Here is a 26,634-nt window from a genome sequence, read left to right on the forward strand (position 1 = left end):
AAGCACAGCATGAATCGACGGTAAATACAGACCCGTAAGAGCTCAAGGCGAAGTTCGCCGGTAAGCATGCGCAGTTTGTCGGCATGTCCCGCACCTCTGGCAGGCCAATCGCACCAAATCGGACACACTAACTGGAAGGTCTAACCATGAACACTGGGGAAGTTCGCAGCCAATCCCGGAAGGACCGCAGTAGGCAAGCTCTCACGCCCCCACTAGGATTTGAGCCTGCCAACCCGGATGACTTCACCGACAGATTCGATGGTTGGGTTGGGCCGACCATCGTTGATCCGGAAGGCATGCCGATGGCCTCGGCTACCTGGACGCCAGAGGGTGAACTCAAGCGGTACATCAATGAGGACTTATTTCCGGATCCGGTCTGCCCGAGCGCTAGAGCGGTGCTGGTCTGGTTGGATGCTTTGATCAACGCGGCCGCGGATACGTGCCCTATCGAAGGTTGCACACGCCTGGTTTCCGAGCACGATCAGACGGGAACGCACGTCTTCCAAGGCCAGTGGATCGAGTCAAACAACGAGGCAGTGGGGCCGCTATTGAACATCAGCCCCACAAACGGCACCGCGAGCGCCGGCGCCCACGTTGAAATCCCGCTTGAGCTGTTCGAAAGTCTCGGCGCCACTGTTGCGACGGAGGCGGGCACGCTCAGTCTGCGCGGCTCGATCGATGCCATGGCTGAGATCTTCACCGCCTTGGCTGAAGCCAGCACGAAGGGCTCGGCTCTCCTTGCCGAGGGCAAGCTTCAGGCTCCGGCCCTTACTCCCAGAGCCGGTTATAGCCCTCGCCGCTACGTCCAAAGCGGCATGCCGGCGGAACGTCGTTGACGGCACGGCGCGATAGGCGATGACCGCGATAGCCGACTGCGAACCATCCGCGAGTACGCCAGACGGCGGCACTGAGGCGATCCGCACCGCGATCCAGGCCATTATTGACGCCGACCTCACGCTCACCGAAACCCGGGCCGCGATCTGGGCCCTCATCCCGAAGGAATACCACCATGTCAAACACCACTGATGAACCGAATGCCGGGGCTCCGCGCATTTACACGGCCCAGGAAATCGCCGACATACTCCAAATCAACATCCGCAAGGTCCGCGAAAACGCCAAGACTCGCAAGTGGCCCTCGCTCGACTTAGGCCAACGAAGCATCAGGTTCACTGAGCAGCACCTCCAGGCCATCTTGTCGCTTTCCGAGACCCCACCGCCCTCGCCGCCGTCATTGCGCCGCAGGACGCGCCGGCCTTCGATCTGACGACGACACGAGGGCGCTTAGCCCCTATCGGGCGCACGCCACTTACGATCAATCCGAGCAAACAAAAGCTCATTTCGAAATATGGGGGACCAAAAAACAAACGCAGCGCTCTCGACCGGGCGCGCTTCGCAATCGGCCAGCGGTAGCGCCGCGCCTAGCGAACACGCACTGGCGATCGATCTCAGCTCAGAAAAAGCATTTTCAACCCGTTTCATCAGACACAACTACATCCCATGGGGGACAGAGGCATGACAGAAAACAGCACCGCTCCGAAGACGCCGGCCGATCCGGCCCAGCCGATCTATCAGGCACCCGCCCAGTATGCCCCTTATCAACAGAAGCCGAGAGCCCCGAAAATCAGGAATTGGAAGAGATTCGCCCTTCCCGCGGCGCTGGTCATTGGCGGGATAGCCCTGGGTGCAGGTGTCGGGTTCGCAACTCGACCCGCCCCTGTGGTTGAAGTCCAGACTAATACCGAGACCAAAGACGTGAATGTAGACGTAACGCCCGCATCCTGCCTTGACGCGCTCGATCAGGCCGACAATGTCGTCTTGGACGATGCCAAGGCAATCGGCTTCATGAATGACGCTCTCAAGTCCGCGAGTAGATTGGACGCGGCCGGGATCACCAGCGCCAACGACGGATTGACTCCCCTCCTAGCAGACCAGACGGTCGTCTTGAAGAAGTACACATCGGCCAGGGATTCGTGCCGGGCCTCGAAGTAGAGCAAACGCTGCAAATCGTCTCATCCCGGGCCGTCACAGGCTCATTCACAAGAGAAAATGGGGAAACCTCATGAGCACACCCGCAGGTTGGTATCCGGACCCGTCCAGCGCGCCTCAGACGCGATACTGGGACGGTGATGTCTGGACGGATCAGACGCGACCTTTCGAGCCACCCGCAGCCCTTCCAGGGGGCAAGCAGATCTCCCCAAAAAAGCGCGGCAACGGGTGGATACGTGCCGGCATGATTGTTGGCGGACTTGGCGTAATCTTTGCCATCCTCGCCGCCGGCACAACGCACGTCGATGCCTACGGCAATAGCGTCCAAGGCGGTCCAACACTGGGAACTTTCCTCCTCATCATTCTTGGAGTCCTCCTGGCCGGAATTGGATTTTGTATCCGCATCCTTGCCGCGGTCGAGAAGCGCTAGGGCGATGAGAGGAAAGTCAATGAAAATGAGGAAGGTCGTTCCGGCAATGCTTGCGCTCGCGATGGTGACGGCGTGCGGGGGGCCGCAGAAAGATGCTACCTACGAGAACGCAACGAAGCTGCGTGAGGCGGTGACCGCATCTGGCGTGGAGTGCCCTGGGGACGCGGTGAAGCACGACGACAATTATGGCGAGGACTACATCAAGTGTTCGGAGACGCTGTCGCTGGCTGTCTATGGCAAGGACTCGGAGGCGGACCTGTCCAAGACTGTGCACGATCTCAGCAAGGACACTTACCTGATGGGTACGCGATGGATTATTCAGTCGGCCGATTCCTCGACACTGACCAAGCTGAAAGAAAAACTGGGCGGGACTCTGACGATTTCGTGATTCAAAGTCCTGCGACTTCTCATGGGCAACGATTCATTTCGCAATGACATGACCTAAGCCGCATGAGACGGAGAATCCTTCCGCCCATGGTGTTGGCGGTGCACTAGCCTTTGGTTTTTGAACTGCTGAATGTGCTTGTCAGCCATCGGAGGGTGTGATTTAGTCACGGGCATGGATGAAATCTTGCAGATTCCGGAAATGCACCTTCTTCAGAAGGTCGTCGTGGCCGACAACCCCGAATTCGTCGTCGAACTCGGGGGCCTGCGCTTTCGTGGATATTTCACGAGCTTGGAGATTTGGAACACGATGACCAGGGCGCACGTTCTGTTGCCTGCCACCTCTCTGAATCAGCTCAGTCTGTTAGGGCGACTCGTCGATCAGAATGGCGATGTCTCCGCATTCAAGGGTGGGAACGGTGGAAGCGACGGTTTCATGTCCTCGCAGGCGTTCACCATGGAGCCCATTAGGGATACGGCCACACGGGTGACGCTCCAGATGTGCGACTCCCAGAGGGATAAGTTAACCCCTTTCGAATCCATCAACGACTTCAACTTCCATGACATCGCGACGATCGACGTTCGGCTCTGACCAACGCGGCAAAACTAGAAGCCCTCGCGGCTTTGGACTAACCTCAAGGCGGTAGACGGGCAGTATGACGGACCCCTATGGCATCCCAGACAACATGTTTAGGTACGAGCTCGGAGAATTCCCGGCCCTTGTCGGTCGTGTTGTCATGGTGGCGGCGGTGGTCGAAATGAAGCTTGAACACCTCGTCATGTCGCTGAGTGGCCAACCGCAGGAGGCGCACGCAGGCAAGGGTGCCGGTTCGAGCGTCAAGTTGTGCAGACGATTACTAAGGGCTCGACGGTCTAGCTTCCCCGACGAATCAACCGTTTTCGCAGAACGGGTGGAACCGCTTCTAAACGATGTTGAAAGCGCGCTCTATCTGCGAAACGACGTCGTACACAGTAGCTGGCCCGTGCCAGGCAAGGGCTGGCGGAATCTGCCGGACAATCAGCGCGAGGCGCGGCAGTTAGGAGCAACCCCCGAATGGACCAAATGGGTCACCTTCGACGAGGCCAGGCTTGGCGATCTGCTGCTCGAGTTATGTGGGCTGGTTGACCGCCTGGCTGATGCAATTGCTCTGGCTGGGTCTTTGGAAGTCCAGCGACCATGAGACGTATCAGGCGGCGCCGCACTGCGCGCCCATCCTTGGTTACGCCATCGGCTGGCAGGTTTGAATCAATTCAGCCACGGGAATGGGCGATCTGGACCGTGTCGGCAGGCTTGCTCCGGCTATGAGCTAATAACATCGGAATGTTATTTATTTCAACCGATTTGGGGACATCTTTTGAACAAGCCCAAGGCTTCCGCATATCCAATCATTCTCGGTGTCGTGCTCCAATTCATCGGCATCGTCGTGTTGACCTTCTCGCTCCCGGCAAGTTTTAGCTACTACTCCGGAAGTAGCGCCATGGCCGGAGTTGTCATTGGCGTCATAGTCCTGCTGATTGGCTTGATCGCTCTGCTTGTGGGTATCGGCCGCGCAGCATCGGGGCTTGACTACCTTGTTTCCGTCGCTCCAGACCGACAAATGGGGCATGTTGCCCAAGGCGCCCCTTCGAGCGGGGACGCATCGAACGTTCCTTCGTAGTTCAAAGGCCAGGTCCAGCCCTCACCCTTCACTGGGTGGGGGCTGTTCTATGCACTTATCTATGGCAGGAATACGGACAACACGTTGAGTAGGATCGTGACGCAGAGGAGTGCCAACCCCCTTCCCGAACACGCCGGCGAAGTAGTCGAAGATGCTATCCGTAGCGACCCTTTGAATCGCTGGCTCAATCTTGGAGCTGGGCTAAAGGCGAGGGTGTCCTGGTGTCAGTCGTCGGTGCGACCATGACTTCATGGATCCGATCCGCAGCTCAAGAATTTCAGCAGCAGAGCGCATAAAAAGGTCTAGGATTCGAAGGACTGGTGAAGCCGGATCGTGACCGGCGCCAATGAGCCAAGGGGATGCAAATGAGCTCACCTGCAGGGTGGTATCCGGACCCGTCGGGACACCCGGCGCTTCGATATTGGGACGGCAGTCAATGGACTGAACATTCTCAGCCGTTTCCAAGCAATGGAACGCCAACTGCAACCGGTGGCCCACCAAGATCCAAACACAAGGGCCTGAAGATCGCCGGCCTCGGATGTCTTGGCCTCGTTGCCCTATTCATGATTGTCGGCGTGATTGGCGCGGCGCTGAGTTACTCGCCGACCGGAACGGGATCGAATAGTTCCGGACTTGACCCCGTTTCCGCAGCCGCCCCAAGCGCCTCGCCTCGGCCGTCGACATCGCCCTCGGTAGCTTCCACTACGCCGTCGCCGTCAGTCACCCCCCTGATCAGCCCCAGTCCGGTTGGGCCTTCGACGCCCATCCTCGTTCCGCCGTCTACCCCTGAAGCGCCGCCTTCAACAGTGACTTTGACTGCTTTTGGGGCCTTGGATGCGGACTGGGAGGCCCATCATCGCGCCGATCCGGACTTTCTTCCGGGTTCTGCATACGATGTCAGCCCAGACCTGCCCCCCATCGGACAATACGCCGGGGCTCGGTACACCCAGGTTGAACATATCGGCGGCCGGGTCTTGGTCTATGACATGACCGAGTACCCAGGAGCTGATAGCCAAGAAGCCACAGTTGCCGCCCTGAAGGAACTGCCAGGAGACGCAAAGCTTGTCTGGAGCCAGCAAAAGGACACCTGCATGCAATTGCAGTACCAGTCGGAGACCTTGGCCCGGACTCTAGGTCCACTCGATCCTGATGGCGGCGTCCTGGTTGAACTCACGACCTTTGACAACGCGAGGGGGTACTTCTATTCGCCATCGTCAGTAGGAAAGGCAATATTGTCAGGTCTGTTCGACGCAACGGCGGACACCTCGGGCGGCTGCTAACAAGAACGCCGGAAGCTGAGGCTGGCCGTGGTGGTTTACGTAGGCGATCCACTGGCCCCGCGTCATCCGAGCGGTGTCGATGCAGTCCCCCACTTACTTCGGGCCGAGCTGAGCCGCTGCCGAGCTACCAAGTACCTGCCGAACAGTCGAGGCGTACCACTTCCCGCCCGCAGCAGTGGGCACAGAGGCCATGTTGAGGTTGGCGGCTATCCTAGCAAGGGAGGCGCCGTTTTCGCGCTCAGAAACGATCTGGCGGACGGTGGCCTCGGGCAGCACGCTACGACGGCCCATGTGCTTGCCTGTCGTGGCCTTGATCTTCGCCATGCCATCCTTGGTACGTTCGGCGATCTTCTTGCGCTCCATCTCCGCAAAGGTGCACGTCACCTGAGCCATGGCAGCGCCGGTAATGGTGGAGGTATCAATGCCGAGGTCCAGGCAGATAAGCGCCCAACGCTGACGGCTGGCGGTCTCAAGGATCCCGGAGAAGTCTGCAACGCTGCGGGATAACCGGTCGAGCTTGGAAACTGCCAGCGCGTCAAAGGTGCCGGCCTTCAGGTCTGCGAGCGCCCGCGCCAACATCGGACGATTCTTGAGGCTCTTCGCCGACGCTGCATCTTCCCGGTAGATCGTGAGCGACCAGCCGTTTCGAATGGCTTCAGCCTCGAGAGCGGCAATCTGCACTTCCGGCCCGATGTCCTGCTTGCTCGTGCTGACTCGGATGTATCCGATGACCTTGAGGGCTGGATCTGCATTGCTCATGGTTCGATCTTACATAAAGGGTTCCCTTTATGTATAGAACCAAGTCCGATGTAATCACCAAGTTCGTGGGACAACGCGGACCTCTCCTGAACGCGGCAACCGAGGCCTCACGTCTAGCCCGCGGTTTGGCGGTAGATTCACAGGAATGAGCGCACAACAGTTTCGGCACGACGACCTACTCGCCTCTCTCGGGCTGGCGAGGGGTTCCGCTGAGAATCTGCGGGTGACGATCGACTCAGTCAGGTTGACGAGTGGTTCAGTCATAGAGTTCGAGGCTCAGGGAGTAACCGCAATCGCGGGTGGTAACAATTGCGGAAAGTCAACGCTCTTGACCCAAATCGCCGCCAAATTGACCCAGCCAAACGGAGAGCTCGTGCCCTCGCTTGTTGAAGAACTGAGACCCAGCGTCTCAGGTTCGCACAGCGACTTCCTCGACTGGCTGTGCGAACATGCTGTGCTGACGCCAAATCCTCAAAACCCACCGCTCTCGTCCTTTCTGCGAATGGGCGCGAGTATCGCCCTTAGCGAGTTCCAGTACTGGATAAACACGGGAGGTACGCAGCATCTGGACCTGCAGCGTGCGGCGTACTTTTTTGTGAGGCAGATGGGCGCTGGCGAGCGGAATGTGGCTGGCGCGGGCAGGAAATCGAATGTCCTCGAAGGACCGTCGCATCCTATGCACTACCTGGCAGAAAGCTCAGAGCTCATGGATGAGCTGAATCGCCTCACGCAGAAGATCCTTGGAATCGTCTTATCCCTTGATGACTTGAACCAAGTCATTCAGCTTCGTGTTGGGGCGACGGACGTTCCGTATCCGGCGAGGTTCGGCGATCCCTCCGAATATCAATCGACCCTAGATAGGTTGCCAAGGCTTGAAGATCAGGGCGACGGGATAAGGAGCCTGCTGGGGATCTTGATTCCTCTTATCACCGCCACGTACCCCATCTTCATCATTGACGAGCCGGAAGCGTTCCTGCATCCTCCGCAAGCTTTCGCGCTTGGGCAGGAACTGGGGAGGATTGCCAAGGAGAAAGGTGTGCAGGTCATCCTCGCCACGCATGACCGAAACCTACTAGCGGGTCTACTCAACTCATCTTCACCGCTCTCCGTCGTACGCATGGTGCGTACGGACGATTCCACGGTGGCACATCAGCTCCGGTCCAGTGACCTCAAGAAAGTTTGGGATGACCCGGTATTGAAATACAGCAACGTCTTAGACGGGCTATTCCACCAACTGGTCGTTCTAGCAGAGAACGAGCGCGACTGCCGGTTCTATGAAGCAGCACTTGACGTTTACTCCCCGACCGCCGATGACACCGTCCCCAAACGTACGCTGCCAGCAACAGACGTCCTCTTCGTGCCGACGTCGGGTACTGGAGGCATGCCGAAAGTCGCACGGGCTCTCAGGGCGCTCCAGGTTCCAGTATTGGCATGCCCGGACCTAGATGTTCTGGACAGCGAGTCCGTGGTTAAAAACATAGTCACCGCGTTAGGTTCAGAATGGGACGGCCTGCACGACGACTGGGTCGCGGTGACCGCGCCACTCAACTCTGCGGACACTTCGCAGCTCGTCAGCGAAGTGTTTCGAGATGTGAGCAAAGAAATTCAGAGAATTCTTCAGGACGACCCGATGGCAAAATACGAGGAAGAGAACAGGCGACGGATACGAGAGGCTCTTGGAGCCTCCCTTCGCCCTTGGGAGGAGGTGAAGAAGTATGGCTTGGATGCTCTCACGAGATTGTGCGGAAACCCCGAAGCTGTTAACCGGCTGGTGACCGGCCTTGCCGAACGGAGGCTCGTTGTCGTGCATGAGGGAGAACTAGAAAGCTTCGGTCATCGACTTGGGGTGAAAAAGGGAAAGGCTTGGCTTCCCGCAGCATTGCGTACGGACCTACAGTCCTCGCCGGAAGTCCAGGCTCACATTTCCCGAATCCTCAAGGCGGCCGAGCCGATTCTTGACTGAATTCCGCTCCATGCTCCCGACCGCCGGCGATCGCGATCAAGGTCGACTTTGCCTCAAGCCGCATCCATGCCCGAAAGGTGGTCAATGCCGGTCGCGGTCGGATGGGGACGACCGCAACTCCCAGCCAATTACAAAAGCTTCAATCAGGTTTCGCAGATGAACATCTCTAGCGCTCGCATCGTCCACTGGCAGCGCGTCCAGTACCCCGCGGAGTTTGATCACAACGTCGCCGACGTCTACGCCTTCCAAGATTCGAACAATCTTCGGGATCGAGAGGTTGCTCATGGTCTGATTGTCCTGCATGTCCGATGGGTTGTTCACTGTTGATCCTTCCGGCGTGGGCTGTTTCGGCACACCTGCTCGTGGACCAGTTCGGTGATCGTTGTCATCCAGGTCTCCGAGACAAGCCGAGTTACCGGGACGCAGAGATCGCATTGGCTTGGATAGATCATCGTCAGTGCTGTTTGCCCGGTCAAAGCCGATCACCGATCTTCAGTCCCTCGATGCCGTGCGTTTCGTTAACGGTGAACTCTGCATTGATCCCGTGAGCACGCAGCCACCTCATCTGACTCCTGATGAACTCGACTGCGAGAATCATCTGCCTCTTGGTCATCCCGCTCGGCTGCTGCTTCAAGACGGCGAGATGACTCTGAAATTCCTCCCACACGGCGTAGTGGTGGCCGAGGATCGCGGCTACCCATATCTCGTCCTGCTGGGAAGCTGGCATGACCGCATGGAGGTTTGCATCTTCATTGCTCAAGGTTGGATCTCCTATGGCTGGGCCTGGATCGTGTAGGGCAGCGGCGTCGGTTCGGGGCTTGGCGCTGCGGACGCTGGGACGTGCGCAGTTACGGGTGTGGCGGCCGGCGCTGTGTAGCCCGGCTTGAGTTGCGCCATGGCCGTTTCGAGTGCTGCCAGCCTCGCGTCCTGCTGCTTCACTACATCGAGCAGTGCCACGGCAACAAGGTCGTACCGGATGCCGTCGATTTTGCCGTCGAACCATGTCACGAGCTCAGGGCAGTGCTCGTGGACTTGTTCGGCGATGAGCCCGTATTCATTGGTTGGCGCCTGATTCGGCGCCTCCGGGATCCTGTCGTAAAGGACCGGGATCAGCTTCAGGACGTCGGCGGGGTCTGTGCGGTGCTCGCGGATGTTCTGCTTGTACTGCACCGAGGATGTGTTGCGGCCGAAGGAGAAGTTTGCATCGTTGCCGAGCCATGCGGCCACGAAGCTGGTCCCGCTGACGGTGTTGTTGTAGCCGGAGTTCGAGCCGATGGCGTCCGTTGACGCAGCCACCCGCGATGTGATGTCGCCGCCGGGGTGGGTGTGCGCGTCCGGAGCCCATTTCTGGTTGGTCGCGTTGTACGTGGAGGGGATGCCGGAGAGGGTGGCCCACGTACTGGTTTGTGCGCCGAGTTGAACCCATGTCGAGCCGACGAGGACTTCGGCGCCGTAGGTCCCCGCTGCAGTGTGCGCCAGGAGGCCATAGCGGGCGATTTCAGCCTCGGTCGAGTCATACATGATTAAGGCGCCATCCGTAGTCTCTAGTCGCGCTACCTCCGCTCCGGATGCGTTGAAGACATGCAGTCCGTCAATGTCCGTCGTGAGTCCCTTGCCACCATCTTGACCGGTGGAGGCGTTGAGCAGGATGGGCTGGGTGGAGAGGGCGGCGATCTGCCGCTGCGTGTTTTTGATGGTCTGAACCAAAGCGTGATTCATACCGTAAATGCCATTGACCATGTGCGGTTTTCCTTGGTGAAGTTGCGGGTTCGTCAGGAGGGTGAAGTGGCGCCGGAGGCGGCCTGCCTCCGGCGCCACTTGCGATCTAGGGGAGTGTCAGGGATGGCCGATAGGCGATGTCGGAGCACTTCATGGTGGCAAACTCGAACCCTGCTTGAGCGACCGGTCGGCAGTTCAGCGTGGCCCCGGATGTCACCTGATACTGGATTTTCACCGGCACTGTGATGTTGACTCGTGCGCGGGGAATGACGGCGTTCATGGCGACATTGACGGGCGTGCCGCTTGTGCCGGTGACAGCACCCATGTTGTAGTTGACCGTCACTGGCGATCCGGAGACTTCCGCCGTTGATTGGACCCTGAATTGATAGCGGGTAGTGGTGTCGCCGGAAGGTGTGAATACGCCCTTGAAGTCCACTTCAAAGTCAGTCCCGGTTGGATTCCAGACGGTGGAGAGCCCCGTCAGGTCCGCCCACGCTGATGCGGTTCCGGAGAAGTCCGCGGTGAGCTGCGCGATGACCGGCCGCGTTGGCTGCTGTGTCCCCTCCGTTGGTTGCACCGGTCGGTCTACTGGCTGCCAGACTGAGCCGTCCCAACGTTTACGGGTGGGCATCAGCGGTGTCGCGAGGATCCTTGCGCGGAGCGGTGAGCGGTTGTCTAGGCCGGTGAAAAACGCGTAGACCTGCCCGTTTGGGGCGTGCACGGCTTCAAAGTCGGCGGTCTGGTCGATCTCGTACTTGCCGCTGCGCCTGATGAACTGCTTGCCCTGGTCGAGCACCGTCCAGTTGTCAGAGCCGAGAGTGGGCGCGGTTGCCCGGAAGATCTCGGTGGGCAGGTTGCCGAACGAGCCGTAGCCTCCGTGATAGATCAGCGTCCACGCCCCATTTTCGCGGATGACCCACGGACCGCCAGCCATGGACCACTGAGCGCTGGGGTAGATCGAGGTCATACCCCCGATAAGCCGCGTGAACGCCCCAGTCAGGGATGACGAGCGGGATTGTGCGATCTGCCAGCGGGTAGCCGAGTCCTGGTACTCGATGAACATCACATATGTGCCGTCAGTGTCCTGCACAACGAAGGTGTTGCCGAAGTGCTGAGCGCCGGTTGGCATGTCCGCAAGGGCATGGCTCTGACCCACCATCGTCCAAACGGTCGGTGCCGATTTGTTGGCAGTGTAGACCTTGATCGTGTTGCCTGCTTGGTCGTTGCCGAAGCAGTACACAAGCCCGGCTGTCTGCCCCGGGTTCGGGTCGTAGACGGAGGCGTGGTTGATCTGGGCCACACCGTTGCCCGAGCCGACAACGGGACCCGTGGTGTATTTCGTCCAGTTCGCCAGCACTGTCGGGTCTGCGGTCAGTGGGCAGGACTGGTACCAGAGGCCGTTGCCTGCCGTGTAGAGCATGTTGAAGTTAGTGGCGTCCGTCCAGGTTGATGCTTCCTGGTTGGCGTCGCCGTCTGAGCCGCCAACGGTAGTGATGACCTTGCGGTCTACCGGGTTCGGGGAGACGCGAAGATCCGCCATCGCGGAGGAAAGCCATGTCTGCCCGACGACGGGGTTGGGCGGCGCGGTCGGTGTTGCAGCATAGGTGACGTTCTCGGGAGGCGTCCTTAGCGAGCCGCCCTGAATCAGCGATCTCATGCGTGCACCGTTCCTGTCACTACAAAATCGATCGCGGAAGCCGTGGATGCATATCCGGCGATAGCGTCGCCAGGTCCGAGCATCGCGCCGGAAAGAAGGTCCCGCAGGGAAAGGCTGTCATTCCCCGCCAGCGCGTAGGAATTGATGACGCGATGGGTTCCGTCCCCAATCGTGCCGCCTGACTGCACGAGCGACACCCACACGCTTACCACGCTTGCCGTGGTGTTGCAGATCGAGGCCGTAGCGATCTTTACTGACGTAGCTGCTGGAACGGTGTAGATCGCGGCGTCCGAAGTGCCAAGTTGCGCCGATTTGATGATTTGCGGGGAAATGCTCGCCGCGCCGAGGATGTTCTGACCGGACATGGCTTAGCCTCCGAAGACAATTGAGAGGGCAGCGGCGGTTCCGGCTGCTTGGGCGGGTGTTGCATAGGTGGCAGAAAGCGCCGCTTGGGTGGCGCTGCCGGGCCGGTTGATGTAGTTCGCGACGGCCTGGTCTTGCTGGAGTGCCGGTACCGTCCACGTGTAGGTGCGGGAGGCATCGGCGAGGGTGATGGACTCGAGTGAGGCGTGCTGGAACTGGGGGAACACACCGAAAGTGCCCGAGTTGAGGATGTTCCCGGGGATGGGATTCCCGAACGGGTCGGAGATGGTCAGGGGCGTGGTGAAGCCGGTGTCGGTGGTCGCATACGCCTGGAATGAGACGTTCTTGACGGGCTGCTTCCCAATGGGGTCATAGGCGACCATTGCCGGGTAGGTGAAGCTCATCGGGCTTCACCGCCCTCCGGGAATGCGAAGCCGGCTGCTGTAGCTCGGATCTTCAGGCGTCCGACGAAGTCGATCAGAGTGGCGATGCTTTCCGGCGTCGGCATGATTTCTCCGCGCTCCACGGATAGTGTGATCGCCTCCAAATCGGAAACGATCTGGTGGATTACGACTGCGCTGTAGTTCAGAGGAGTAGGCGCGATGCCGGCGCACTGCTCTGGGTTGAGGATGGTTTCGTTGTTGTTCACGGAAAGGGGTTCCTTTGTTGGGTGAGGTGAAGTTGTGGACTCATAAAAAAAGCCCCAGTTATGGGGCTCGTGACACGAAGCGGTGGGCGACGACCTAGGCTGAATACCAGCGAGGTACCGGCGAGCTGTTCGAAGCCGTGGAAGGTGTCATTTCACTTCCAGGGCGCGGAGCTCCTGGGGAACGACGATCGGGATAAGTGCCTGCTGCTCCGGCGACAGATTGAGCCGCTCGAAGATGGCCTTCAGGACTTGCACCACTAAGCCGGCCGTCCCCTCGGCGACCCGCAATCTCCGCTCTTCGAAGCCGGACTTGGTGAGCATGTCGAGAAACTTGGCTGCGCGGTCCATCGCCCTCTCGTAAAGGGCAACTTCCACGGCGAGTGATTCGACTCCGAGTTTGCTGGTGGTCGAGATGCTGGTGAGGGCGTTCACACGTGCGGCGCTGGCATTTTTGACCGCGAGCGCTTCATTCGCGAGTCTGGAAAGTTCTTCCAGCGGGGATTCAACGCCCGCAAAGCCCTCATGCGCCAGGATCGCTTGAGCCTCGGCTTCTACCGCCTCAGCGGCCTTCCTGCGGGCTGCTGCAGCCTTCACGGCTGGAGCCGATCCGCCGTGCATTCGGCACACGGTTCCACCGCTGATGGGCGGGTTTGAACATTGCTCACCGCTGCGGGCGGTGGCCTTGCATTGCGCTTGCATGGGGTCCTTCGTTGAATGGGGCGTGCATGGGGTCTGCGTGATCTTCATGCCGCCGCCCGCTGGGTCAGAGATGCGCCCTTGTCGAGTGCCATCGAGTAGTGGCCCCAGAAGTCGAGCTGGGCGACGTTGGTGGAGCCGTTTCGGTTCTTTGCAACGAGCATGGCGAGGTCGCCGCGCTTTTCGCCCATGATTTCCCGGTGGAGCAGGATCACGACGTCCGCGTCTTGCTCGACGGCTCCGGACTCGCGGAGGTCGGAGATCTTCGGCATCTGGTCATCCCGTTGTGTCGAGCCTCGGTTCAGCTGGGAGAGGGCCACGACGGGAATCTTCATGTCCATCGCCAGGATCTTCAGTTGCCGGGACATGTCGGCGACGAATTCGTGCCGGGGTCGCTTGTCGCCTGCCGGCTGGGACATCAATTGCAGGTAGTCCACGACCAGCCCGGCAAGAGGTTGCCTACGGTTCACGGATCTGGCGAAGCGTTTGATGTCTGTAATAGTCACGCCGGAGTTGTCGTCGACAAATAGAGGTACGTTCTGCCACGATGCCCGGCGGATACGGATCTTCTCCCAGTCCCCCGGAGTGAGGTCCCGTTCGATAAGGCGCCGCAGCTCAATGCGCAGGTCCGCGGAAACTGCCCGCATCTGCACGTCCACTTCGGACATCTCCAGCGACGAGAACGCCACCGAGCCCTTCGCCGTGAGCGCCTTGGCAAGCTGGAGGGCGATCACCGACTTGCCCACTGACGGTCGAGCCCCGATCACGTAGAGGCCGCCCGGGCGCAGGCCGCCGATGATCGAGTTCAGCGCCGCCCATGGGGTGGGGATGTAGTTGGGCTTCTCGTCCAGCTGCCCCAGCATGGCGTCGATCGTCTCGCCAAAGGACTGCACCGCCGACGTGGCGGCCTTGGATGTCGCATCGACTGCTTTCCGGGCGAGTTCCACAAGTTCGGACTCGTCGCCGGGCTGGTGGGCCATGGACGCAATCTGGTGCCCTGCCGTAGCAATCCGGCGGCGGATGGCCTGCTTCGCCACGATCTCCGCGTAATAGCCTGCATTGGACGCTGAGGGCGTCCCTGCGGCGATTTCGTGGAGCTGCGCGGGTCCTCCGATGTTCGCGAGCTCTCCGGCCCCTGTGAGGGAGCCTGAGACGGTCACGACGTCGATTGGCTCACCGCGGCTTTGCATGTCGAGGATAGCCCGGAAGATCGTTTCGTGCGCGGGCCGGTAGAAGTCCGCGCCGGTGATGATCTCCGATACATCCTGGATCGCATCCCGAGACAGCATCATCGCCCCGAGTACTGACCGTTCCGCCTCGAGGTCCTGCGGCGGTGTCATGAGCTCATTCATGCTTCCACCTGCATCCGGTGGAAGCTAGGGTCCCACGGGCTGTTGACCGGGATCTGCAACTGGCCCGACGGCTCGTCGTCCCAGCGGCCCTCGTTGAGCCATGTGGCCGCGTGCGGCGTGAACTTCTGATCCTTGCCGGCGACTTCCGTCCGGAGGGCTTCCACGCCCGACATGACCGTTTCGACATCGGTGAACTTCAGCGCCTTGGCGAATGCCTTCTGGGCGGCCGCCTTGCCTACTTTTCGCGGATATCCGGCCCAAAACGCATCAAAAGCGGTGGTCGAAGATGAGCTAAATATCTTCTTCTCTTCTCTTCTCTTCTCTGGCATCGCCGGAGCATCCTCCGAGCATTGCTCGCCGGATGCTTGTCCGATGCTCGCGGCATGCTCGGTAGCATGCTCAGTAGCATCCTCGGGCTTTGAATCGGCGGCCCAGCGTGCACGTGCCGCTTTCGTAGCCTTCTCGATACGCGTCTCTGCGGCCCGCGTGGTCCACATCGGGTTGTGTTCCTCGAAGTCGTGAATGTAGACCTCGCCAATGGGAACGGCTGCGGGGCATGTGTTGCAGTCGTGACCAGGGCGGTGCCACATTCCGGCGCTTGCGAGCAAGTCAGCGTCAGCCTGCGAAGCGAAGGATGCACGGACCATGACCTTCTCCTTTGCGAAGCCGTCGGTTACGTGCAGGCACGACGTGAGCACGCTGTGGATGTACAGGACTACCGCGCCGGCCGACTCGGCCAACACCTCCTGCACCTTCGGATTGCTGGTGAATCCGAGGTCCATCTGCGTCCACAAACGCTTGTCAGCCATGATTGGTCACCTCGATTTCTCCGAGGGCCGCCTGCCATGCTCTGGCGACGCTGGGGTGACCCTCGATGCTGTAAAGCAGATCTTCCCGCGCCCACTGGAGGCTCTCTTGGACGGGGGCTGGCGTGAGGTCGCCAACGATCAGACGTACAACGTCGCCCGGTCGAGCAAGCAGGAGTGCTTCGTCAGCGTGGCGCTGAAGCTCGCCTGCGTCGTATGTGTTGCGCCAGCGGAACGCCGTCACGTCGATGATCTGGACCGTGGAGAGAATCATGGGGTCACCGCCGAGTTGCGAACCGAACGTATGCGGCAAGGTACAATGACAGAAGTTTCAAGCATTGATTTTGAAGGCGTCCCGGCTGGCAGGCAGGGGCGCTTTCCCTTTGGCTTCATGGTTACGCTGCCCCCCGCTCAACGAAGGAGGTTGGGGGCCGGAGCAGGACCGCGATGCGGTTTATCTGGTCATCAGTAAGATCCGGAGCCTCCGCGACAACCCTCGAAACGTAAGCCGCAAACTTCTCCCGAGGGCGTGATTCTCGGATCATGCCTGTGCCTTCTCGTTGTTTTCAGCATCGTTGGGGATAGGTGCCAGGAGATCCTCGAGTTCGTTGATATCGACCCGGATCATCCGTGGGCCGACTCGGTATCCGGTGATGCGTCCGGCCGTTATATACCGTCGGATTGATTTCACGGAGACGTCGGCAATTTCGGCCGCGGCGGCTAGGCTGGCGAATTTGGGAGTGGTCAAAGGGGTTCCTTAAATCGAAAGGCCGCAACGGGCTCACGCCGAGAGGGCATGACCGATTACGGCCTTGGTTGTTTTGTTTGGGTGGGCTGCCGAGGTGGTCGGCGGGGAGTGCGCTCAAATTTGGGCACAAAAAAACCCGAGCGGTTTTACCGTTCGGGTTGCTGGCTTGAAGAGATCCTAATTACATACTTCAAGCGTGATTGTAAACAACTTGGCGTGTCAACGTGCAGGAGTCAACTTCTGACCGTGCGCGGCGCGATTTGGCAATAAAAAAACTCGACCGAGATTCCCGTTCGAGTCTTCCTGCTTCAGCATAAAAGACTCTAGGGGGTCAGCGGCACTGAAGTCAAGTCCTGTCCGCAATCGGGGCTCTTTGGTCGGTCCCATCGTTCCTCCATTCGATGCGGATCCTTTCCTCGTCAAAAGTTCGTGGCGCACTCTTGCGGACCGGATCTACGATGGGCACCATGAGCGCATCGATCACGGCCCGCTGACGCTCCAGTCCGGCGGATTCCCACCACGACCTCACGTCGTCGGACGCCGACGCGGGAACCAGGACAGACCGCGCCGCAGCCGCCAAGTCCAGATCAACCCCTTCCAGCTTGCTTTGAATACGGCTCGTGATAGCTTCCATTTGCTTTGCGGTGATCAAGCCGTCGGCGAAGCTGTTGGCGGCTGTGTCTAAGCGCGCCCGCAGCGCAACAGCTTCCTCCTGTAAGCGGTGCTGGTTACAGGAGTCGTATGGTCCGGCGAGCTTGGCAATAACGCCCGGCTGATCCAGCCTTCCCAGTACCGTCTCAGCAATGAGCTCCTCGACCGGCTGTGCTGTTTGGAAGGCATGGCCTTCACCCTTAGTTGGGCACTTGTAGTAGAACTTGGACCGGCCCGCGCCGCCGGCCCGGGATGATGTCTTCATGGCACTTCCGCATGTTCCACAGATCAGGAGTCCCGCTAGGAGATGCTTGACGCGGGAGTCAGTCTGTGTTCGGCGGGATGGGTTTGTGACAATGGCCCTAACGGTGTTCCATTCATCCTCCGAGATGATCGGAGGGAAGGTGGACTTGCCAACGATCTCGCCGCGGTAGGCCGATAACCCTGCATTTGTTGGCCGAAGGAGCATGTTCCTGACCGCTGTGGACGTCCACTTCTGCCCGCGCCGGGTGGGTATGCCGCGGGCATTTAGGTCGGTGACTATGGAGCCGATACTGGCGCCGCTGATGGTCGCTGTAATGGCCTTGCGGATCTCGGCGGCGTCATCTTCGACAATGACAGGGTCGCCGTTTTCCATCTTCCACCCGAACGGCACGGGTCCGCCGCTAAACGCCCCAGTCTGGGCAAGTTGAAGCTTCTTCCTCGTGATTCGCTCCGACTTGTGTTCGGATTCGTAGCGCGCCCACGCCCCGAGCGTGCGGGCCACGGCCCGACCCGATGGTGTGCTTAAGTCGATCTCCCCCGCCTTGACTGTTTGCGTCGTAATGCCCAGCTTTTCAGACACATCGATGTATTCCTCGAGCTCGCGAGGAGAGCGATGCAGGCGGTCGGTGTGCCAAGCAATGACACCTTGAATGGCGCCGGCCCTCATGGTCTCAAGGAGATCCCGGTACTGCGGCCGAACGCGGCCGCTGTAGGCGCTGATGTCGTTGTCTACGAATACCCGGGCGACTCTCCAACCTAGCTTGTGAGCTATTTCGCGACAGTCTTGCTCCTGACGCTGAACGCCCAGCCCCGCACCTTCCTGGTCTTTGGATATGCGGCAATAGATGGCTGCTCGAAAGTCTTCTGTCACAATCTAGACAATAGCGTATCCGTAGTGCCTTGACATCCAACGCACTCGAGATGTTCCCGCCAGCCAACAGTGGCAGGGTGCAGATCTTGGTCACGGCGTCATGGGCAGAGTTGGCATGGACGGTACACATGCCGGGCAGCCCGGAATTCAACGCGATCAGCATGTCCAGGCTTTCAGCTTCCCGGACTTCGCCCACCACAAGGCGATCCGGCCGCATTCGAAGGGCCTCCTTGACGAGCCGCCGTAAGGGGATTTCCCCTTGGCCCTCGAGGTTTTGCTGGCGGCACTGGAGGCCAACCACATCACGCAGCGGGAAGTGGAGTTCAAAGATCTCTTCGACTGTGATGACCCGTTCCCGGGAGCCGATGTTGGCCGCCAGGCAGTTGAGCATCGTGGTCTTTCCAGCCTGCGTGGCTCCTGAGACGAGAATGTTCAGGCCACTGGCCACCGCAGCTCCCAGGAACCGCGCTGATTCGGGCGTCAACGTCCCGAGCTCGACCAGATGCTCGAGGCGGGTCGCCTTGACCACGAATTTGCGGATATTCACCGCCCAATGGCGCCGAGTGATGTCGGGAATGACTACGTGGAGCCTGGAGCCGTCGGGTAGGGCCGCGTCCACAAAAGGTGACGAGAGGTCCAGCCTTCGCCCGGAACGCTTAAGCATCCGCTCAACAAGGTCGCGAACCTGCTGCCCGGTAAGGCTGATAGAGGTAAGTTCGGATTCGCCATTCCGGGCAACGTAAACCTCGTTGGGCGCGTTGAGCCAGATCTCTTCGATCGTGGGGTCGTCCAGAAACGGCTGGAGCGGCCCGAAGCCAGCAACGGCGTCGAACACGTACTTGCGCGCACTGTCCAAATGTCCAAGAGGAGGCAAAGGGCCAAGAAGTGCCCGCTCATCGTAGTCATTCACCGCAGCCTCGACGAGCCGGTGAACTTCAACTGTTTGACTCAGAGGGTCCAGTCCACGCCGACGAATCAGCTCACGGACTTCATCCTCGACAATGCGCAAAGCCTCCATTTTCCCCCAATGCAGCATGCGCCCAGGCGCTGCGGAAAACCTTCGACAAGGTTAAAAGTAGGGGAGTTACAACATGAGACCAAGCCAAATTGAGAGACCTGTGGATAATTATCTTATCCGCTAGTCACACCAGAAACACGTGAATCTCTAGCCACTCCAGAAGCCGAATATCCGTGCAAGGAAGGATCTCATGCCGACAACGCCGCGCGGTTACCCCCGTCGCCGTCGGTTCAGCAGTCTCCGCTTGGCGACCGGCGCTGCGCTCTTGATGCTGCTGACCGGGATAGTCACGCCCGCGCAAGCAGAAGAAAGCTCAACCGACTCCGCGCCTGGAACGTCGTCGGCAACAGTCTCGCCCCCTCAACCCACGCCGGCCGCCCAGACCATGGCGCGGTTGAAGGGTCACCGCCATTCGAAGGTATGCGGGGACGCGCCCCCCGGTTACGCCTCTTGTCACGCGGTAATCGACGATGAAGTCGCCGGTCCCCTCGCCGCCGGGCAGCTTCTTCCTGCCGGGTACGGACCTGCAGACCTGCAGTCCGCCTATAAGCTGCCCTCACTCACAGCCGGCACGGGCAGAACCGTAGCGATTGTCGATCCCTACGATGCACCGACTATCGAGGCTGATCTGGCCATCTACAGGTCCAGGTACGGACAGAGTCCGTGTACCTCAGCCTCAGGATGTTTCCGGAAAGTCGACCAGTCTGGCGGGAACTCTTTACCGCCCGTTGACGCGGCATGGGCGCAGGAAGCCTCCCTGGATGTGCAAATGGTTTCGGCGGCCTGTCCCAATTGCAACATCCTGCTCGTCGAGGCCAATTCCAATTCCCTCACGGATCTGGGTACCGCGGTCAATACCGCGGTCATTCTAGGTGCCAGTGCTGTATCGATGAGCTTCGGCGGCCCCGAGGTCGGCGGGATCACGCGATTCGACAGTGCTTACTTCAACCACCCCGGGATCCCCCTCGTAGCCAGCTCCGGCGACAACGGTTACGCGAACGCCACCGCCCCCGCCACGGTGAACTATCCGGCGTCGTCCCCCAACGTCGTCGCTGCTGGCGGCACCACCCTGAACCTCGACACAAGCAAAGTCCGGGGCTGGACCGAACGCGCTTGGGGGTCCACCGGTTCCGGCGCAGCCGGGCCAGGCAGCGGTTGCTCCGCCTACGAGCCGAAGCCGGCTTGGCAGCACGACCCAGGCTGTTCCAACCGCACTGTCGCCGATCTGGCCTCAGTTGCCGACCCGGGCACCGGCGTCGCCGTCTATGACAGTACCCCCAGCAACGGGATGAGTGGGTGGATGGTCTTCGGCGGAACCAGTGCTGCCGCCCCCGTCATCGCAGCCACCTACGCCCTCGCGGGCCCTGTCCCGTCGGGAGTCTCTCCCGCCCGACTTGCCTACAGCTCACCCTGGGCGCTGAATGACGTTGCGAACGGCGCGAACGGCACGTGCACCGTGCCTTATCTCTGCACGGCCGGCTACGGATACGACGGGCCAACCGGTCTCGGCACCGCGCAAGGTCTGACAGCGTTCACGGCTTCGACCCCGCCTTCATTCACCGATATCCCCGCCAGTTACCCCTTTTACACGGAAGTGACATGGATGGCCTACCAGGGGGTCACGACGGGCTATCCCGACGGTACGTTCCGCCCCGTCCAACCCGTAACCCGTGAGGCAATGGCCGCTTTCCTCTACCGACTCAAAGGAAGCCCGGCCTTCATCCCCCCGGTGATCTCGCCGTTCAGGGACATTGGGCCGCTTTCACCGTTCTACAAGGAGATCACCTGGCTGGCCAACACCGGCATCACCACCGGATACCCTGATGGCACCTACCGCCCCTTGGATCCCGTCAACCGTGACGCCATGGCTGCGTTCCTCTACCGGCTTGCCGGAAAACCCGCGTACAACGCGCCCGGCGTCTCACCGTTCACCGATCTCACGCCGACGAGCGCGTTCTACCTGGAAATCACCTGGCTCGCCTCCACCGGCATCACCACTGGATACCCGGACGGCACCTACCGGCCGCTGAACCCTGTCAACCGAGACGCCATGGCTGCGTTCATGTATCGCTACAGCGCCAAAATCGGACGTTGATTGCTCCCGCCAAGCGCGGCACGGTTCGACGGCGTCGCGGGTGGGAGATGGAACCAGACCGATACCAACGTTGGATTGGCCGTTGGATAACTGTTCAACCACTAGTCACACCAGCAACAGATAAAACTCTGGCCCCTCCTGCCCCCAAATGCTATGGTGTCCCGGTTAGGAGCTGGCTTTATGGTGCACTGCAGAAGTGTTCATTACTGGAGCTGTAGGCGAAGCTTTCACCATGTGCCCTCACAGAGCGGTACCTTGCCGGGATAGAAAATGAAACAAACCACCGCTGTAAAGGCATTCCGATTCCCTGCCACACGCGCTGGCGTCGCGCTAGGAGTCGCGCTTGGCTTGACTCTCACCGTCGCTGTGGCCACCCCATCGGAAAGTGCGACACCCCTTGCTTCAGCACAGACGCAGGCTGTAAAAGCAGGAACACCCGCGGGCACCAAGCCAGGCCTGTCTCCGACGGGTTCCAGCGACTCCCCCGGACCGTCCGCTCCGGCAAATGCGTCGGCTCCGCCGGCCGTCCCCAACGCACTGCCCGCGGCACCAGCCCCCACGCCGCCAGCCCCCGCGCCCCCACCGGTCGCCATGCCAGCAATGCCCGGCGGCGCTCCCATCGTCGGAGACGCGATGAAGCGCGCAATGCTCCAGGCGATTCCCAGCGGTGGAGCCGAAATGGGCCAGCGGTCCCCTCGGGTCCTGGCCAGCAAAAACCTTCCGTTGAGCGCGGCTCCCACCGGATCGCGCGCAGTGGCAGGACCGCTCGCCATGGCCGTCGACACCGGACACTGGTCTCCTTCAATAGGCGTAGCTGGGCAAGATGTCAGCGCATATCAAGGGAGCGTCGACTGGGCGTCCCAGTGGAACCAAGGCTCACGTTTCGCCTACGTCAAGGCCTCGGAGGGCAACTACTACACCAACGGGAATTTCGCTCAGCAATACGACGGCTCGCGCAGTGTCGGCATGATCCGTGGTGCTTATCACTTCGCCATTCCAAACTGGTCCTCGGGTGCTGACCAGGCGCGGTATTTCGTCGCCAACGGCGGGGGGTGGAGCCCGGACGGCTACACACTCCCCCCGGTCCTTGACATCGAATACAACCCCTATGAGGGTCAAACAATCGGCGGCTTCTACTTCGGCGATGTTTGCTATGGCATGTCGGGTGCCCAGATGAGCAGCTGGATAGCGGATTTCGGGAACACCGTGCAAGCCCTGACCGGCCGGTACCCCGTTATCTACAGCACCACCGATTGGTGGGCTCGATGCACAGGAAACTCGGCTTCCTTCAGTGCATACCCACTGTGGATTGCTTCCTACCCCTCTTCCCCGGGCAATTCGCCGGGTATTCTGCCGGCCAGCTGGAACGTCTTCAGCATGTGGCAGTACAGCAGTACGGGTCCGTTCCAAGGGGATTCGAACGTATGGAACGGCTCATACGCCTCGCTCGCGGTGTTTGCGGGTACGACGCCGCAAGGTTCGTTCGATAGCCTCACCGCTGCACGGACCGACACGGCCGCATCAATAAGCGTCAGCGGTTGGGCCGCGGACACGGCACTCCCCCAAAATACAACGGAAGCACACGCCTATGTCACGGCCCCGAATGGCTCCCAGCAGCTCTACAAAATCCCGGCAACAGGCTATAGACCCGATGTGAACCAAGTTCTGGGACTCGGTGACAACCATGGCTTTAGCCAACAAATCCCCGTTACTGTGTCGGGGAACTACCAGGTCTGCGTCTACGCCATCGGAAAATTCACCAACATTGGATTGGGATGCAAGACCGTTTCGGTCGTAGGAGCGGAACCGCCCGTCGGCAACCTGGAACAGGCCTACGAAATCCGCACGCCGGACAACGTGAGCTTCAGGGTCCGTGGATGGGCCGTGGACATGAGCAACACATCATCCACTGCGGCCGCTCACGCGTACCTTTACGCACCTGACGGTTCGACCACGCTCTATCAGATACCCGCGAATGCATATCGGCCTGACGTGAATAGTGTCTTGGGCATTGGAGGCAACCACGGGTTCCAGCAGGACATCAACATCACAAAAGCCGGCGCATACAGGATTTGCTTGTACACTGTGGGCCAGTATCTCCACTCGGACATGGGGTGCAAGTCCTTCACCATCGCTGCAGCAGCCATGCCGGTCGGGTCGCTTGACTCCGTTGACGTCAAGACGACCAGCACCACAGCCTCGCTGACAACGCGTGGCTGGGCCCTGGACTATGGAGACACCACCAGGCAAATTGCGGTGCACATCTACGTACAGGCGCCGGACGGCACCACCCAGCTGTACAAGACCACGGGCTCACAGCCGCGGACGGACGTGAACCAGGTCCTTCAAGTGCCCGGTGACCACGGATACCAGACTGACATACCGCTAAGCGCGCCGGGCGCGTACAGGGTTTGTTCCTGGGCCATCGCGCTTAGTCCCGTCGCTCCAGGAAACACCCTGCTCGGTTGCAAGTCCGTCACGGTCGGCGTCAGTGCCAAGCCGGTCGGGTATCTGGACTCGGTCAAGCTCTCGACGACGAACGGCGTCACGTCCATCACCGCCTCCGGCTGGGCCATGGACCCAACCACCAGTGCGTCAATTGAGGTGCATGTGTACGTGACGCAGCCAGACACCCTGCAGAAGTACTTCCCGATCATCGCCAATCTTCCAAGGCCCGATGTCAACGCCGCGCTGAAGACCACGGGAGATCATGGTTACTCGGTGTCGACAAACATCCTCCAGCGAGGCACGTACAGAGTGTGCGCGCATGGAATCGCCACGTCTCCCTTCTCCTTGGGAAACACGTTCCTGGGGTGCATGAACGTCACGTTCTAGTGCTGCGGCGGCCCCGTCGAGGGGCCGCCGTCGGGATGCGGCAGCTCGGGCTCAGTCTGTGAGGCGCCCTCGCCCAAGGTAAGATTCTGTTCGGCCAAAGAGCCGCGCCGATCGGCGAATCGCAATTACCGACACGAACGGGGAACATCCGTGGCTTTGAGGCCCGCTTCTGCTCTGCTGCGCCGATTCGGAGGCTTTGCAACGTCACTCTTGTTCTCAACTGCCGTAAATCTGCTGGCCATTCCCTTTGTGATATCGACTTTGGGTCCAGGGATATGGGGTGAACTGGCAGTAGCGCAGGCAACGGCGGCAATATTCGGTGTCGTCGTCGCGTTCGGGTGGGGAACCGTTGGCGCAGCCATGGTGGCCTCTGCTCCGGTATCAGGGCGCCCCCAACTGTTCTTGGATTCAGTTGTCAGCCGGGTGTACCTTTTCCTCTTCGCTGCGCCGGTGATGTTTGTCGTGCTCCTCCTCTTAACCCGGGTGGATCCACTTGCCGCTGCGGTCGCTTCGCTGGCCTACGTGATGCCGTTCCTCGGAGCCTCTTGGTATTTCATTGGCCAGGCAAAGCCGTGGTCGCTCCTGTTCTTTGATGTGCTCCCCCAGGGGCTAGGGGTCATCGCCGGTGTGGTTCTGCTGCAGTTCTTCCCGTACGCAATCGTGTTTGCCGGCAGCTTGCTTGCGTTTAATATCGCGGCCATTGTGGCGGGAGCCCTAGCGGCGATGAAGGGTCGGCATGAGACCCCGCTAAAAGCGAACTTGGGGTTTGTTCCCGCCATGCAGCGACTTCGGAATCAAAAGTTCGGCGTCATCGCGGCGGGCACAGGAACCATCAACAGCAACCTGCCGATGATCGCCGTCTCGCTCGTAGTTCCGCCAGCGGTCCCGCTCTATGCCCTCACGGACAAGTTGTTCAGATTTGCCGTAGCGGGGTTTGGGCCGGTGCTACAAGTCGTGCAGGGTTGGATACCGGAAGCCGGACGGTCCCGCAGCTTGGAACGCATACAGTTGGTGGCCAAGTTCGTTCCCGCTCTCGGGGCTCTGGGCGGCGTGCTTTTGGCGGTTCTGATCCCTTGGGCAAGCCCGATTTTTTCGCGCGGCGAGATCACCGTCGGATACGCGTTGAGCGTTCCGTTCGGCTTGATCTTCGCAGCAGTGTTGGTGGCCCAAGTGGTTGGCCTGGCATGTCTTATACCGCTGGGTGAAGGCGCCATCCTGGCAAAGTCGACGGCGTTTGGCGCAATTGTAAACGTGCCGCTGATGTTCGCCATGGGGGCGCTGTACGGCGGTCCGGGCGTGGCCTGGGCCGTCGGAGCGTCCGAAGTTGTCGTGGCGGCCTATCAAGTGCTGGCCGTAAGGCGGCACTTCAGGGAGCAGGCGCTGAAGCCGGTGCCTGAGTCCGTTGAGGATCCAGGCACCGGTCCAACGGCTCCCTAGTCAGCGTCGACGGGCTCCAAATCCGTTGACGAACAGCTCCGCCGGGGCACCCGCAACGAATTCCAAGACGCATGGCGCCGCGATGTCCCCCCTACGGAAGCCTGACCACAATACCCTCAGCGTCGGCCTCCACGCGTGGCCGCTGGAAAAGGCCGCAAGACCGGTCTCCACGTCGCTGGAATTGATGGCAACCCGGGCCTTCAGGCAGTCCATCATGGTCCGCCGCCACCCAAAGCTCAGGTCGTTCGATGTGCGCAGCATCGCCAGCAGGCTCTTGCTGCCATGGTATTTTTCCGACATCGACTCAAGGTGTCGCCATGATGACAGGATGCCTCGGTGGTCTTCCACCTCGCCAAGGACGTTGCCGCCATGTTGGACGTAGTCCTGCAGCACATCCTCAACCACCATGGCACCGCCGGTGGCGGCGGCGCACACTGCCAACCAATGGTCGTGGACCTGTGTGATGGTTTCCAGCCGCGGGAAGGGAAGTGCCAGATCGAGGAGTTCCCTACGGAACACACAGAGGCTGCCGGTCACCTGGTTCTGGGCAACCAGCGCTCCAAAGGGAACGTTCTTTCGGGCGGTTGAATCAGCCACCACCTCATTCCCGGGATTTCGGACGACCCGGGCCTGCCCCGAGACCAGCGCCGCATCATTTAGCTTTGGAATAAGCGTCTCGAGTTTGGAGGGGTACCAACGATCGTCCTGGTCCGCCAACGCCACCCATTGTGCTTCAGGGGGGACGGCCTGGACGACCCTCTCGAAGTTGCCGTAGAAACCGAGCCTTTCCGGGAATCCGAGAACCCGAAACCGGCTATCGTCGTTGAGCTCTGCCTTGACGAAATCGGCGATTTCCTGGTCGCCGCCATCAGCGGAGATCAAGCAGACAAAATCGGTGTGGCTTTGATCTTGGATGGAACGAAGCTGGATTCGGAAAAGATCCCAGTCAGGACGGTATGCGGCTAGTGCGACTACACCGAACGAGGAAGAGTCATAGACCATTTCAGTCAGTC

At 60.2% G+C, this 26,634-nt stretch carries 30 protein-coding genes and 2 pseudogenes; 15 read left to right on the forward strand and 17 right to left on the reverse strand.

Translation table 11 applies throughout. The features are described from left to right. Nucleotides 1–302: 302 nt before the first annotated feature. The 10 genes and pseudogenes from J2S96_RS07465 to J2S96_RS20180 form a co-directional block, all read left to right on the forward strand. Complete coding sequence (locus J2S96_RS07465; protein ID WP_306861442.1) at nt 303–836, forward strand: hypothetical protein; 534 nt, start codon at nt 303–305, stop codon at nt 834–836. Nucleotides 837–855: 19 nt separating this feature from the next. Then, a complete protein-coding gene (locus J2S96_RS07470) occupies nt 856–1,026 on the forward strand; it encodes a hypothetical protein (protein ID WP_306861444.1) in 171 nt (56 codons plus the stop codon). After that, complete coding sequence (locus tag J2S96_RS07475; RefSeq protein WP_306861446.1) at nt 1,010–1,264, forward strand: hypothetical protein; 255 nt, start codon at nt 1,010–1,012, stop codon at nt 1,262–1,264. Before J2S96_RS07470 ends, J2S96_RS07475 begins: the two co-directional genes overlap by 17 nt. Before the next feature lie 248 nt (nt 1,265–1,512). Continuing rightward, nucleotides 1,513–1,989, forward strand: coding sequence for a hypothetical protein (locus tag J2S96_RS07480; RefSeq protein ID WP_306861448.1), 477 nt, complete (start codon nt 1,513–1,515; stop codon nt 1,987–1,989). A gap of 70 nt (nt 1,990–2,059) precedes the next feature. Beyond that, complete coding sequence (locus tag J2S96_RS07485) at nt 2,060–2,416, forward strand: DUF2510 domain-containing protein (RefSeq protein ID WP_306861450.1); 357 nt, start codon at nt 2,060–2,062, stop codon at nt 2,414–2,416. Nucleotides 2,417–2,435: 19 nt separating this feature from the next. Then, the gene (locus J2S96_RS07490) at nt 2,436–2,804 is read left to right on the forward strand and encodes a hypothetical protein (protein WP_306861452.1); all 369 of its coding nucleotides are present in this window, start codon (nt 2,436–2,438) and stop codon (nt 2,802–2,804) included. Nucleotides 2,805–2,975: 171 nt separating this feature from the next. Then, nucleotides 2,976–3,392, forward strand: coding sequence for a hypothetical protein (locus J2S96_RS07495; RefSeq protein WP_306861454.1), 417 nt, complete (start codon nt 2,976–2,978; stop codon nt 3,390–3,392). A 64-nt stretch (nt 3,393–3,456) separates the two neighbouring features. Beyond that, nucleotides 3,457–3,981 carry a hypothetical protein gene (locus tag J2S96_RS07500; protein ID WP_306861456.1) on the forward strand — a complete coding sequence of 175 codons (525 nt, stop codon included), beginning with the start codon at nt 3,457–3,459 and terminating at the stop codon, nt 3,979–3,981. Nucleotides 3,982–4,200: 219 nt separating this feature from the next. Further along, entirely contained in the window at nt 4,201–4,458 is a 258-nt protein-coding gene (locus J2S96_RS07505; RefSeq protein ID WP_306861459.1) for a hypothetical protein, read from the forward strand. A 365-nt stretch (nt 4,459–4,823) separates the two neighbouring features. Beyond that, nucleotides 4,824–4,913, forward strand: a pseudogene (locus J2S96_RS20180) (DUF2510 domain-containing protein); the annotation flags it as partial. A gap of 140 nt (nt 4,914–5,053) precedes the next feature. Here J2S96_RS20180 and J2S96_RS07510 read toward each other — a convergent pair. Continuing rightward, complete coding sequence (locus J2S96_RS07510) at nt 5,054–5,224, reverse strand: hypothetical protein (protein ID WP_306861461.1); 171 nt, start codon at nt 5,222–5,224, stop codon at nt 5,054–5,056. Nucleotides 5,225–5,264: 40 nt separating this feature from the next. Here J2S96_RS07510 and J2S96_RS07515 point away from each other — a divergent pair, with 40 nt between their 5' ends. Continuing rightward, on the forward strand, nt 5,265–5,738 hold the full coding sequence (locus J2S96_RS07515; protein WP_306861462.1) for a hypothetical protein: 474 nt from the start codon (nt 5,265–5,267) through the stop codon (nt 5,736–5,738). A 93-nt stretch (nt 5,739–5,831) separates the two neighbouring features. Here the strand turns inward: J2S96_RS07515 and J2S96_RS07520 are convergent, their stop codons facing one another. Beyond that, nucleotides 5,832–6,497 carry a recombinase family protein gene (locus tag J2S96_RS07520; protein ID WP_306861463.1) on the reverse strand — a complete coding sequence of 222 codons (666 nt, stop codon included), beginning with the start codon at nt 6,495–6,497 and terminating at the stop codon, nt 5,832–5,834. A gap of 145 nt (nt 6,498–6,642) precedes the next feature. Here J2S96_RS07520 and J2S96_RS07525 point away from each other — a divergent pair, with 145 nt between their 5' ends. Continuing rightward, a complete protein-coding gene (locus tag J2S96_RS07525; RefSeq protein ID WP_306861464.1) occupies nt 6,643–8,460 on the forward strand; it encodes an AAA family ATPase in 1,818 nt (605 codons plus the stop codon). Between the two features lie 81 nt (nt 8,461–8,541). On the opposite strand, the gene J2S96_RS07530 is transcribed toward J2S96_RS07525, so the two are convergent. From J2S96_RS07530 to J2S96_RS07595, 14 genes and pseudogenes are all read right to left on the reverse strand, one after another. Further along, a complete protein-coding gene (locus J2S96_RS07530) occupies nt 8,542–8,781 on the reverse strand; it encodes a hypothetical protein (RefSeq protein WP_306861465.1) in 240 nt (79 codons plus the stop codon). Between the two features lie 151 nt (nt 8,782–8,932). Continuing rightward, complete coding sequence (locus J2S96_RS07535; protein WP_306861466.1) at nt 8,933–9,220, reverse strand: hypothetical protein; 288 nt, start codon at nt 9,218–9,220, stop codon at nt 8,933–8,935. An 11-nt stretch (nt 9,221–9,231) separates the two neighbouring features. Further along, a complete protein-coding gene (locus J2S96_RS07540) occupies nt 9,232–10,200 on the reverse strand; it encodes a hypothetical protein (protein WP_306861468.1) in 969 nt (322 codons plus the stop codon). 85 nt (nt 10,201–10,285) lie between these two features. Beyond that, the gene (locus J2S96_RS07545) at nt 10,286–11,836 is read right to left on the reverse strand and encodes a hypothetical protein (RefSeq protein WP_306861470.1); all 1,551 of its coding nucleotides are present in this window, start codon (nt 11,834–11,836) and stop codon (nt 10,286–10,288) included. Further along, nucleotides 11,833–12,201: a hypothetical protein gene (locus tag J2S96_RS07550; RefSeq protein WP_306861472.1), complete on the reverse strand. Its 369-nt coding sequence runs from the start codon at nt 12,199–12,201 to the stop codon at nt 11,833–11,835. The genes J2S96_RS07545 and J2S96_RS07550 overlap by 4 nt, the downstream gene beginning before the upstream one ends. Nucleotides 12,202–12,204: 3 nt before the next feature. After that, entirely contained in the window at nt 12,205–12,603 is a 399-nt protein-coding gene (locus J2S96_RS07555) for a hypothetical protein (RefSeq protein WP_306861474.1), read from the reverse strand. After that, entirely contained in the window at nt 12,600–12,848 is a 249-nt protein-coding gene (locus J2S96_RS07560) for a hypothetical protein (RefSeq protein ID WP_306861476.1), read from the reverse strand. The genes J2S96_RS07555 and J2S96_RS07560 overlap by 4 nt, the downstream gene beginning before the upstream one ends. A gap of 147 nt (nt 12,849–12,995) precedes the next feature. Beyond that, the gene (locus J2S96_RS07565; RefSeq protein ID WP_306861478.1) at nt 12,996–13,547 is read right to left on the reverse strand and encodes an HGGxSTG domain-containing protein; all 552 of its coding nucleotides are present in this window, start codon (nt 13,545–13,547) and stop codon (nt 12,996–12,998) included. Between the two features lie 44 nt (nt 13,548–13,591). After that, a complete protein-coding gene (locus tag J2S96_RS07570) occupies nt 13,592–14,896 on the reverse strand; it encodes a replicative DNA helicase (RefSeq protein WP_306861480.1) in 1,305 nt (434 codons plus the stop codon). Further along, entirely contained in the window at nt 14,893–15,705 is an 813-nt protein-coding gene (locus tag J2S96_RS07575) for a hypothetical protein (protein ID WP_306861482.1), read from the reverse strand. Before J2S96_RS07575 ends, J2S96_RS07570 begins: the two co-directional genes overlap by 4 nt. Next, nucleotides 15,698–15,976, reverse strand: a complete 279-nt coding sequence (locus tag J2S96_RS07580) for a hypothetical protein (protein ID WP_306861484.1) — start codon at nt 15,974–15,976, stop codon at nt 15,698–15,700. The genes J2S96_RS07575 and J2S96_RS07580 overlap by 8 nt, the downstream gene beginning before the upstream one ends. Before the next feature lie 267 nt (nt 15,977–16,243). Continuing rightward, complete coding sequence (locus J2S96_RS07585; protein WP_306861485.1) at nt 16,244–16,450, reverse strand: helix-turn-helix domain-containing protein; 207 nt, start codon at nt 16,448–16,450, stop codon at nt 16,244–16,246. Between the two features lie 346 nt (nt 16,451–16,796). Continuing rightward, nucleotides 16,797–18,236 carry a recombinase family protein gene (locus tag J2S96_RS07590; protein WP_306861487.1) on the reverse strand — a complete coding sequence of 480 codons (1,440 nt, stop codon included), beginning with the start codon at nt 18,234–18,236 and terminating at the stop codon, nt 16,797–16,799. Beyond that, nucleotides 18,181–19,254, reverse strand: a pseudogene (locus tag J2S96_RS07595) (CpaF family protein); the annotation flags it as partial. The gene J2S96_RS07590 and the pseudogene J2S96_RS07595, both read right to left, overlap by 56 nt. A 769-nt stretch (nt 19,255–20,023) precedes the next feature. On the opposite strand from J2S96_RS07595, the gene J2S96_RS07600 reads away from it, so the two are divergent. The 3 genes from J2S96_RS07600 (at nt 20,024) to J2S96_RS07610 (ending at nt 25,621) form a co-directional block, all read left to right on the forward strand. Then, nucleotides 20,024–21,349, forward strand: a complete 1,326-nt coding sequence (locus J2S96_RS07600; protein WP_306861488.1) for an S-layer homology domain-containing protein — start codon at nt 20,024–20,026, stop codon at nt 21,347–21,349. Nucleotides 21,350–21,697: 348 nt separating this feature from the next. Next, a complete protein-coding gene (locus tag J2S96_RS07605; RefSeq protein WP_306861490.1) occupies nt 21,698–24,184 on the forward strand; it encodes a lysozyme in 2,487 nt (828 codons plus the stop codon). A gap of 249 nt (nt 24,185–24,433) precedes the next feature. Then, on the forward strand, nt 24,434–25,621 hold the full coding sequence (locus J2S96_RS07610) for a lipopolysaccharide biosynthesis protein (RefSeq protein WP_306861492.1): 1,188 nt from the start codon (nt 24,434–24,436) through the stop codon (nt 25,619–25,621). Here J2S96_RS07610 and J2S96_RS07615 read toward each other — a convergent pair whose 3' ends face one another. Beyond that, nucleotides 25,622–26,623, reverse strand: coding sequence for a glycosyltransferase (locus J2S96_RS07615; protein WP_306861494.1), 1,002 nt, complete (start codon nt 26,621–26,623; stop codon nt 25,622–25,624). Between the last annotated feature and the right edge of the window lie 11 nt (nt 26,624–26,634).

The organism is Arthrobacter bambusae (assembly GCF_030812595.1).
In the GTDB taxonomy this organism is placed as follows: domain Bacteria; phylum Actinomycetota; class Actinomycetes; order Actinomycetales; family Micrococcaceae; genus Arthrobacter; species Arthrobacter bambusae_B.

Coding starts and splice junctions, on each gene's coding strand:
- J2S96_RS07465 (WP_306861442.1), top strand. CDS start 303: ATGGCCTCGGCTACCTGGACGCCAGAGGGTGAACTCAAGCGGTACATC.
- J2S96_RS07470 (WP_306861444.1), top strand. CDS start 856: ATGACCGCGATAGCCGACTGCGAACCATCCGCGAGTACGCCAGACGGC.
- J2S96_RS07475 (WP_306861446.1), top strand. CDS start 1,010: ATGTCAAACACCACTGATGAACCGAATGCCGGGGCTCCGCGCATTTAC.
- J2S96_RS07480 (WP_306861448.1), top strand. CDS start 1,513: ATGACAGAAAACAGCACCGCTCCGAAGACGCCGGCCGATCCGGCCCAG.
- J2S96_RS07485 (WP_306861450.1), top strand. CDS start 2,060: ATGAGCACACCCGCAGGTTGGTATCCGGACCCGTCCAGCGCGCCTCAG.
- J2S96_RS07490 (WP_306861452.1), top strand. CDS start 2,436: ATGAAAATGAGGAAGGTCGTTCCGGCAATGCTTGCGCTCGCGATGGTG.
- J2S96_RS07495 (WP_306861454.1), top strand. CDS start 2,976: ATGGATGAAATCTTGCAGATTCCGGAAATGCACCTTCTTCAGAAGGTC.
- J2S96_RS07500 (WP_306861456.1), top strand. CDS start 3,457: ATGACGGACCCCTATGGCATCCCAGACAACATGTTTAGGTACGAGCTC.
- J2S96_RS07510 (WP_306861461.1), bottom strand. CDS start 5,224: ATGGGCGTCGAAGGCCCAACCGGACTGGGGCTGATCAGGGGGGTGACT.
- J2S96_RS07520 (WP_306861463.1), bottom strand. CDS start 6,497: ATGAGCAATGCAGATCCAGCCCTCAAGGTCATCGGATACATCCGAGTC.
- J2S96_RS07525 (WP_306861464.1), top strand. CDS start 6,643: ATGAGCGCACAACAGTTTCGGCACGACGACCTACTCGCCTCTCTCGGG.
- J2S96_RS07540 (WP_306861468.1), bottom strand. CDS start 10,200: ATGGTCAATGGCATTTACGGTATGAATCACGCTTTGGTTCAGACCATC.
- J2S96_RS07545 (WP_306861470.1), bottom strand. CDS start 11,836: ATGAGATCGCTGATTCAGGGCGGCTCGCTAAGGACGCCTCCCGAGAAC.
- J2S96_RS07550 (WP_306861472.1), bottom strand. CDS start 12,201: ATGTCCGGTCAGAACATCCTCGGCGCGGCGAGCATTTCCCCGCAAATC.
- J2S96_RS07555 (WP_306861474.1), bottom strand. CDS start 12,603: ATGAGCTTCACCTACCCGGCAATGGTCGCCTATGACCCCATTGGGAAG.
- J2S96_RS07565 (WP_306861478.1), bottom strand. CDS start 13,547: ATGCAAGCGCAATGCAAGGCCACCGCCCGCAGCGGTGAGCAATGTTCA.
- J2S96_RS07570 (WP_306861480.1), bottom strand. CDS start 14,896: ATGAATGAGCTCATGACACCGCCGCAGGACCTCGAGGCGGAACGGTCA.
- J2S96_RS07575 (WP_306861482.1), bottom strand. CDS start 15,705: ATGGCTGACAAGCGTTTGTGGACGCAGATGGACCTCGGATTCACCAGC.
- J2S96_RS07580 (WP_306861484.1), bottom strand. CDS start 15,976: ATGATTCTCTCCACGGTCCAGATCATCGACGTGACGGCGTTCCGCTGG.
- J2S96_RS07600 (WP_306861488.1), top strand. CDS start 20,024: ATGGTTTCGGCGGCCTGTCCCAATTGCAACATCCTGCTCGTCGAGGCC.
- J2S96_RS07615 (WP_306861494.1), bottom strand. CDS start 26,623: ATGGTCTATGACTCTTCCTCGTTCGGTGTAGTCGCACTAGCCGCATAC.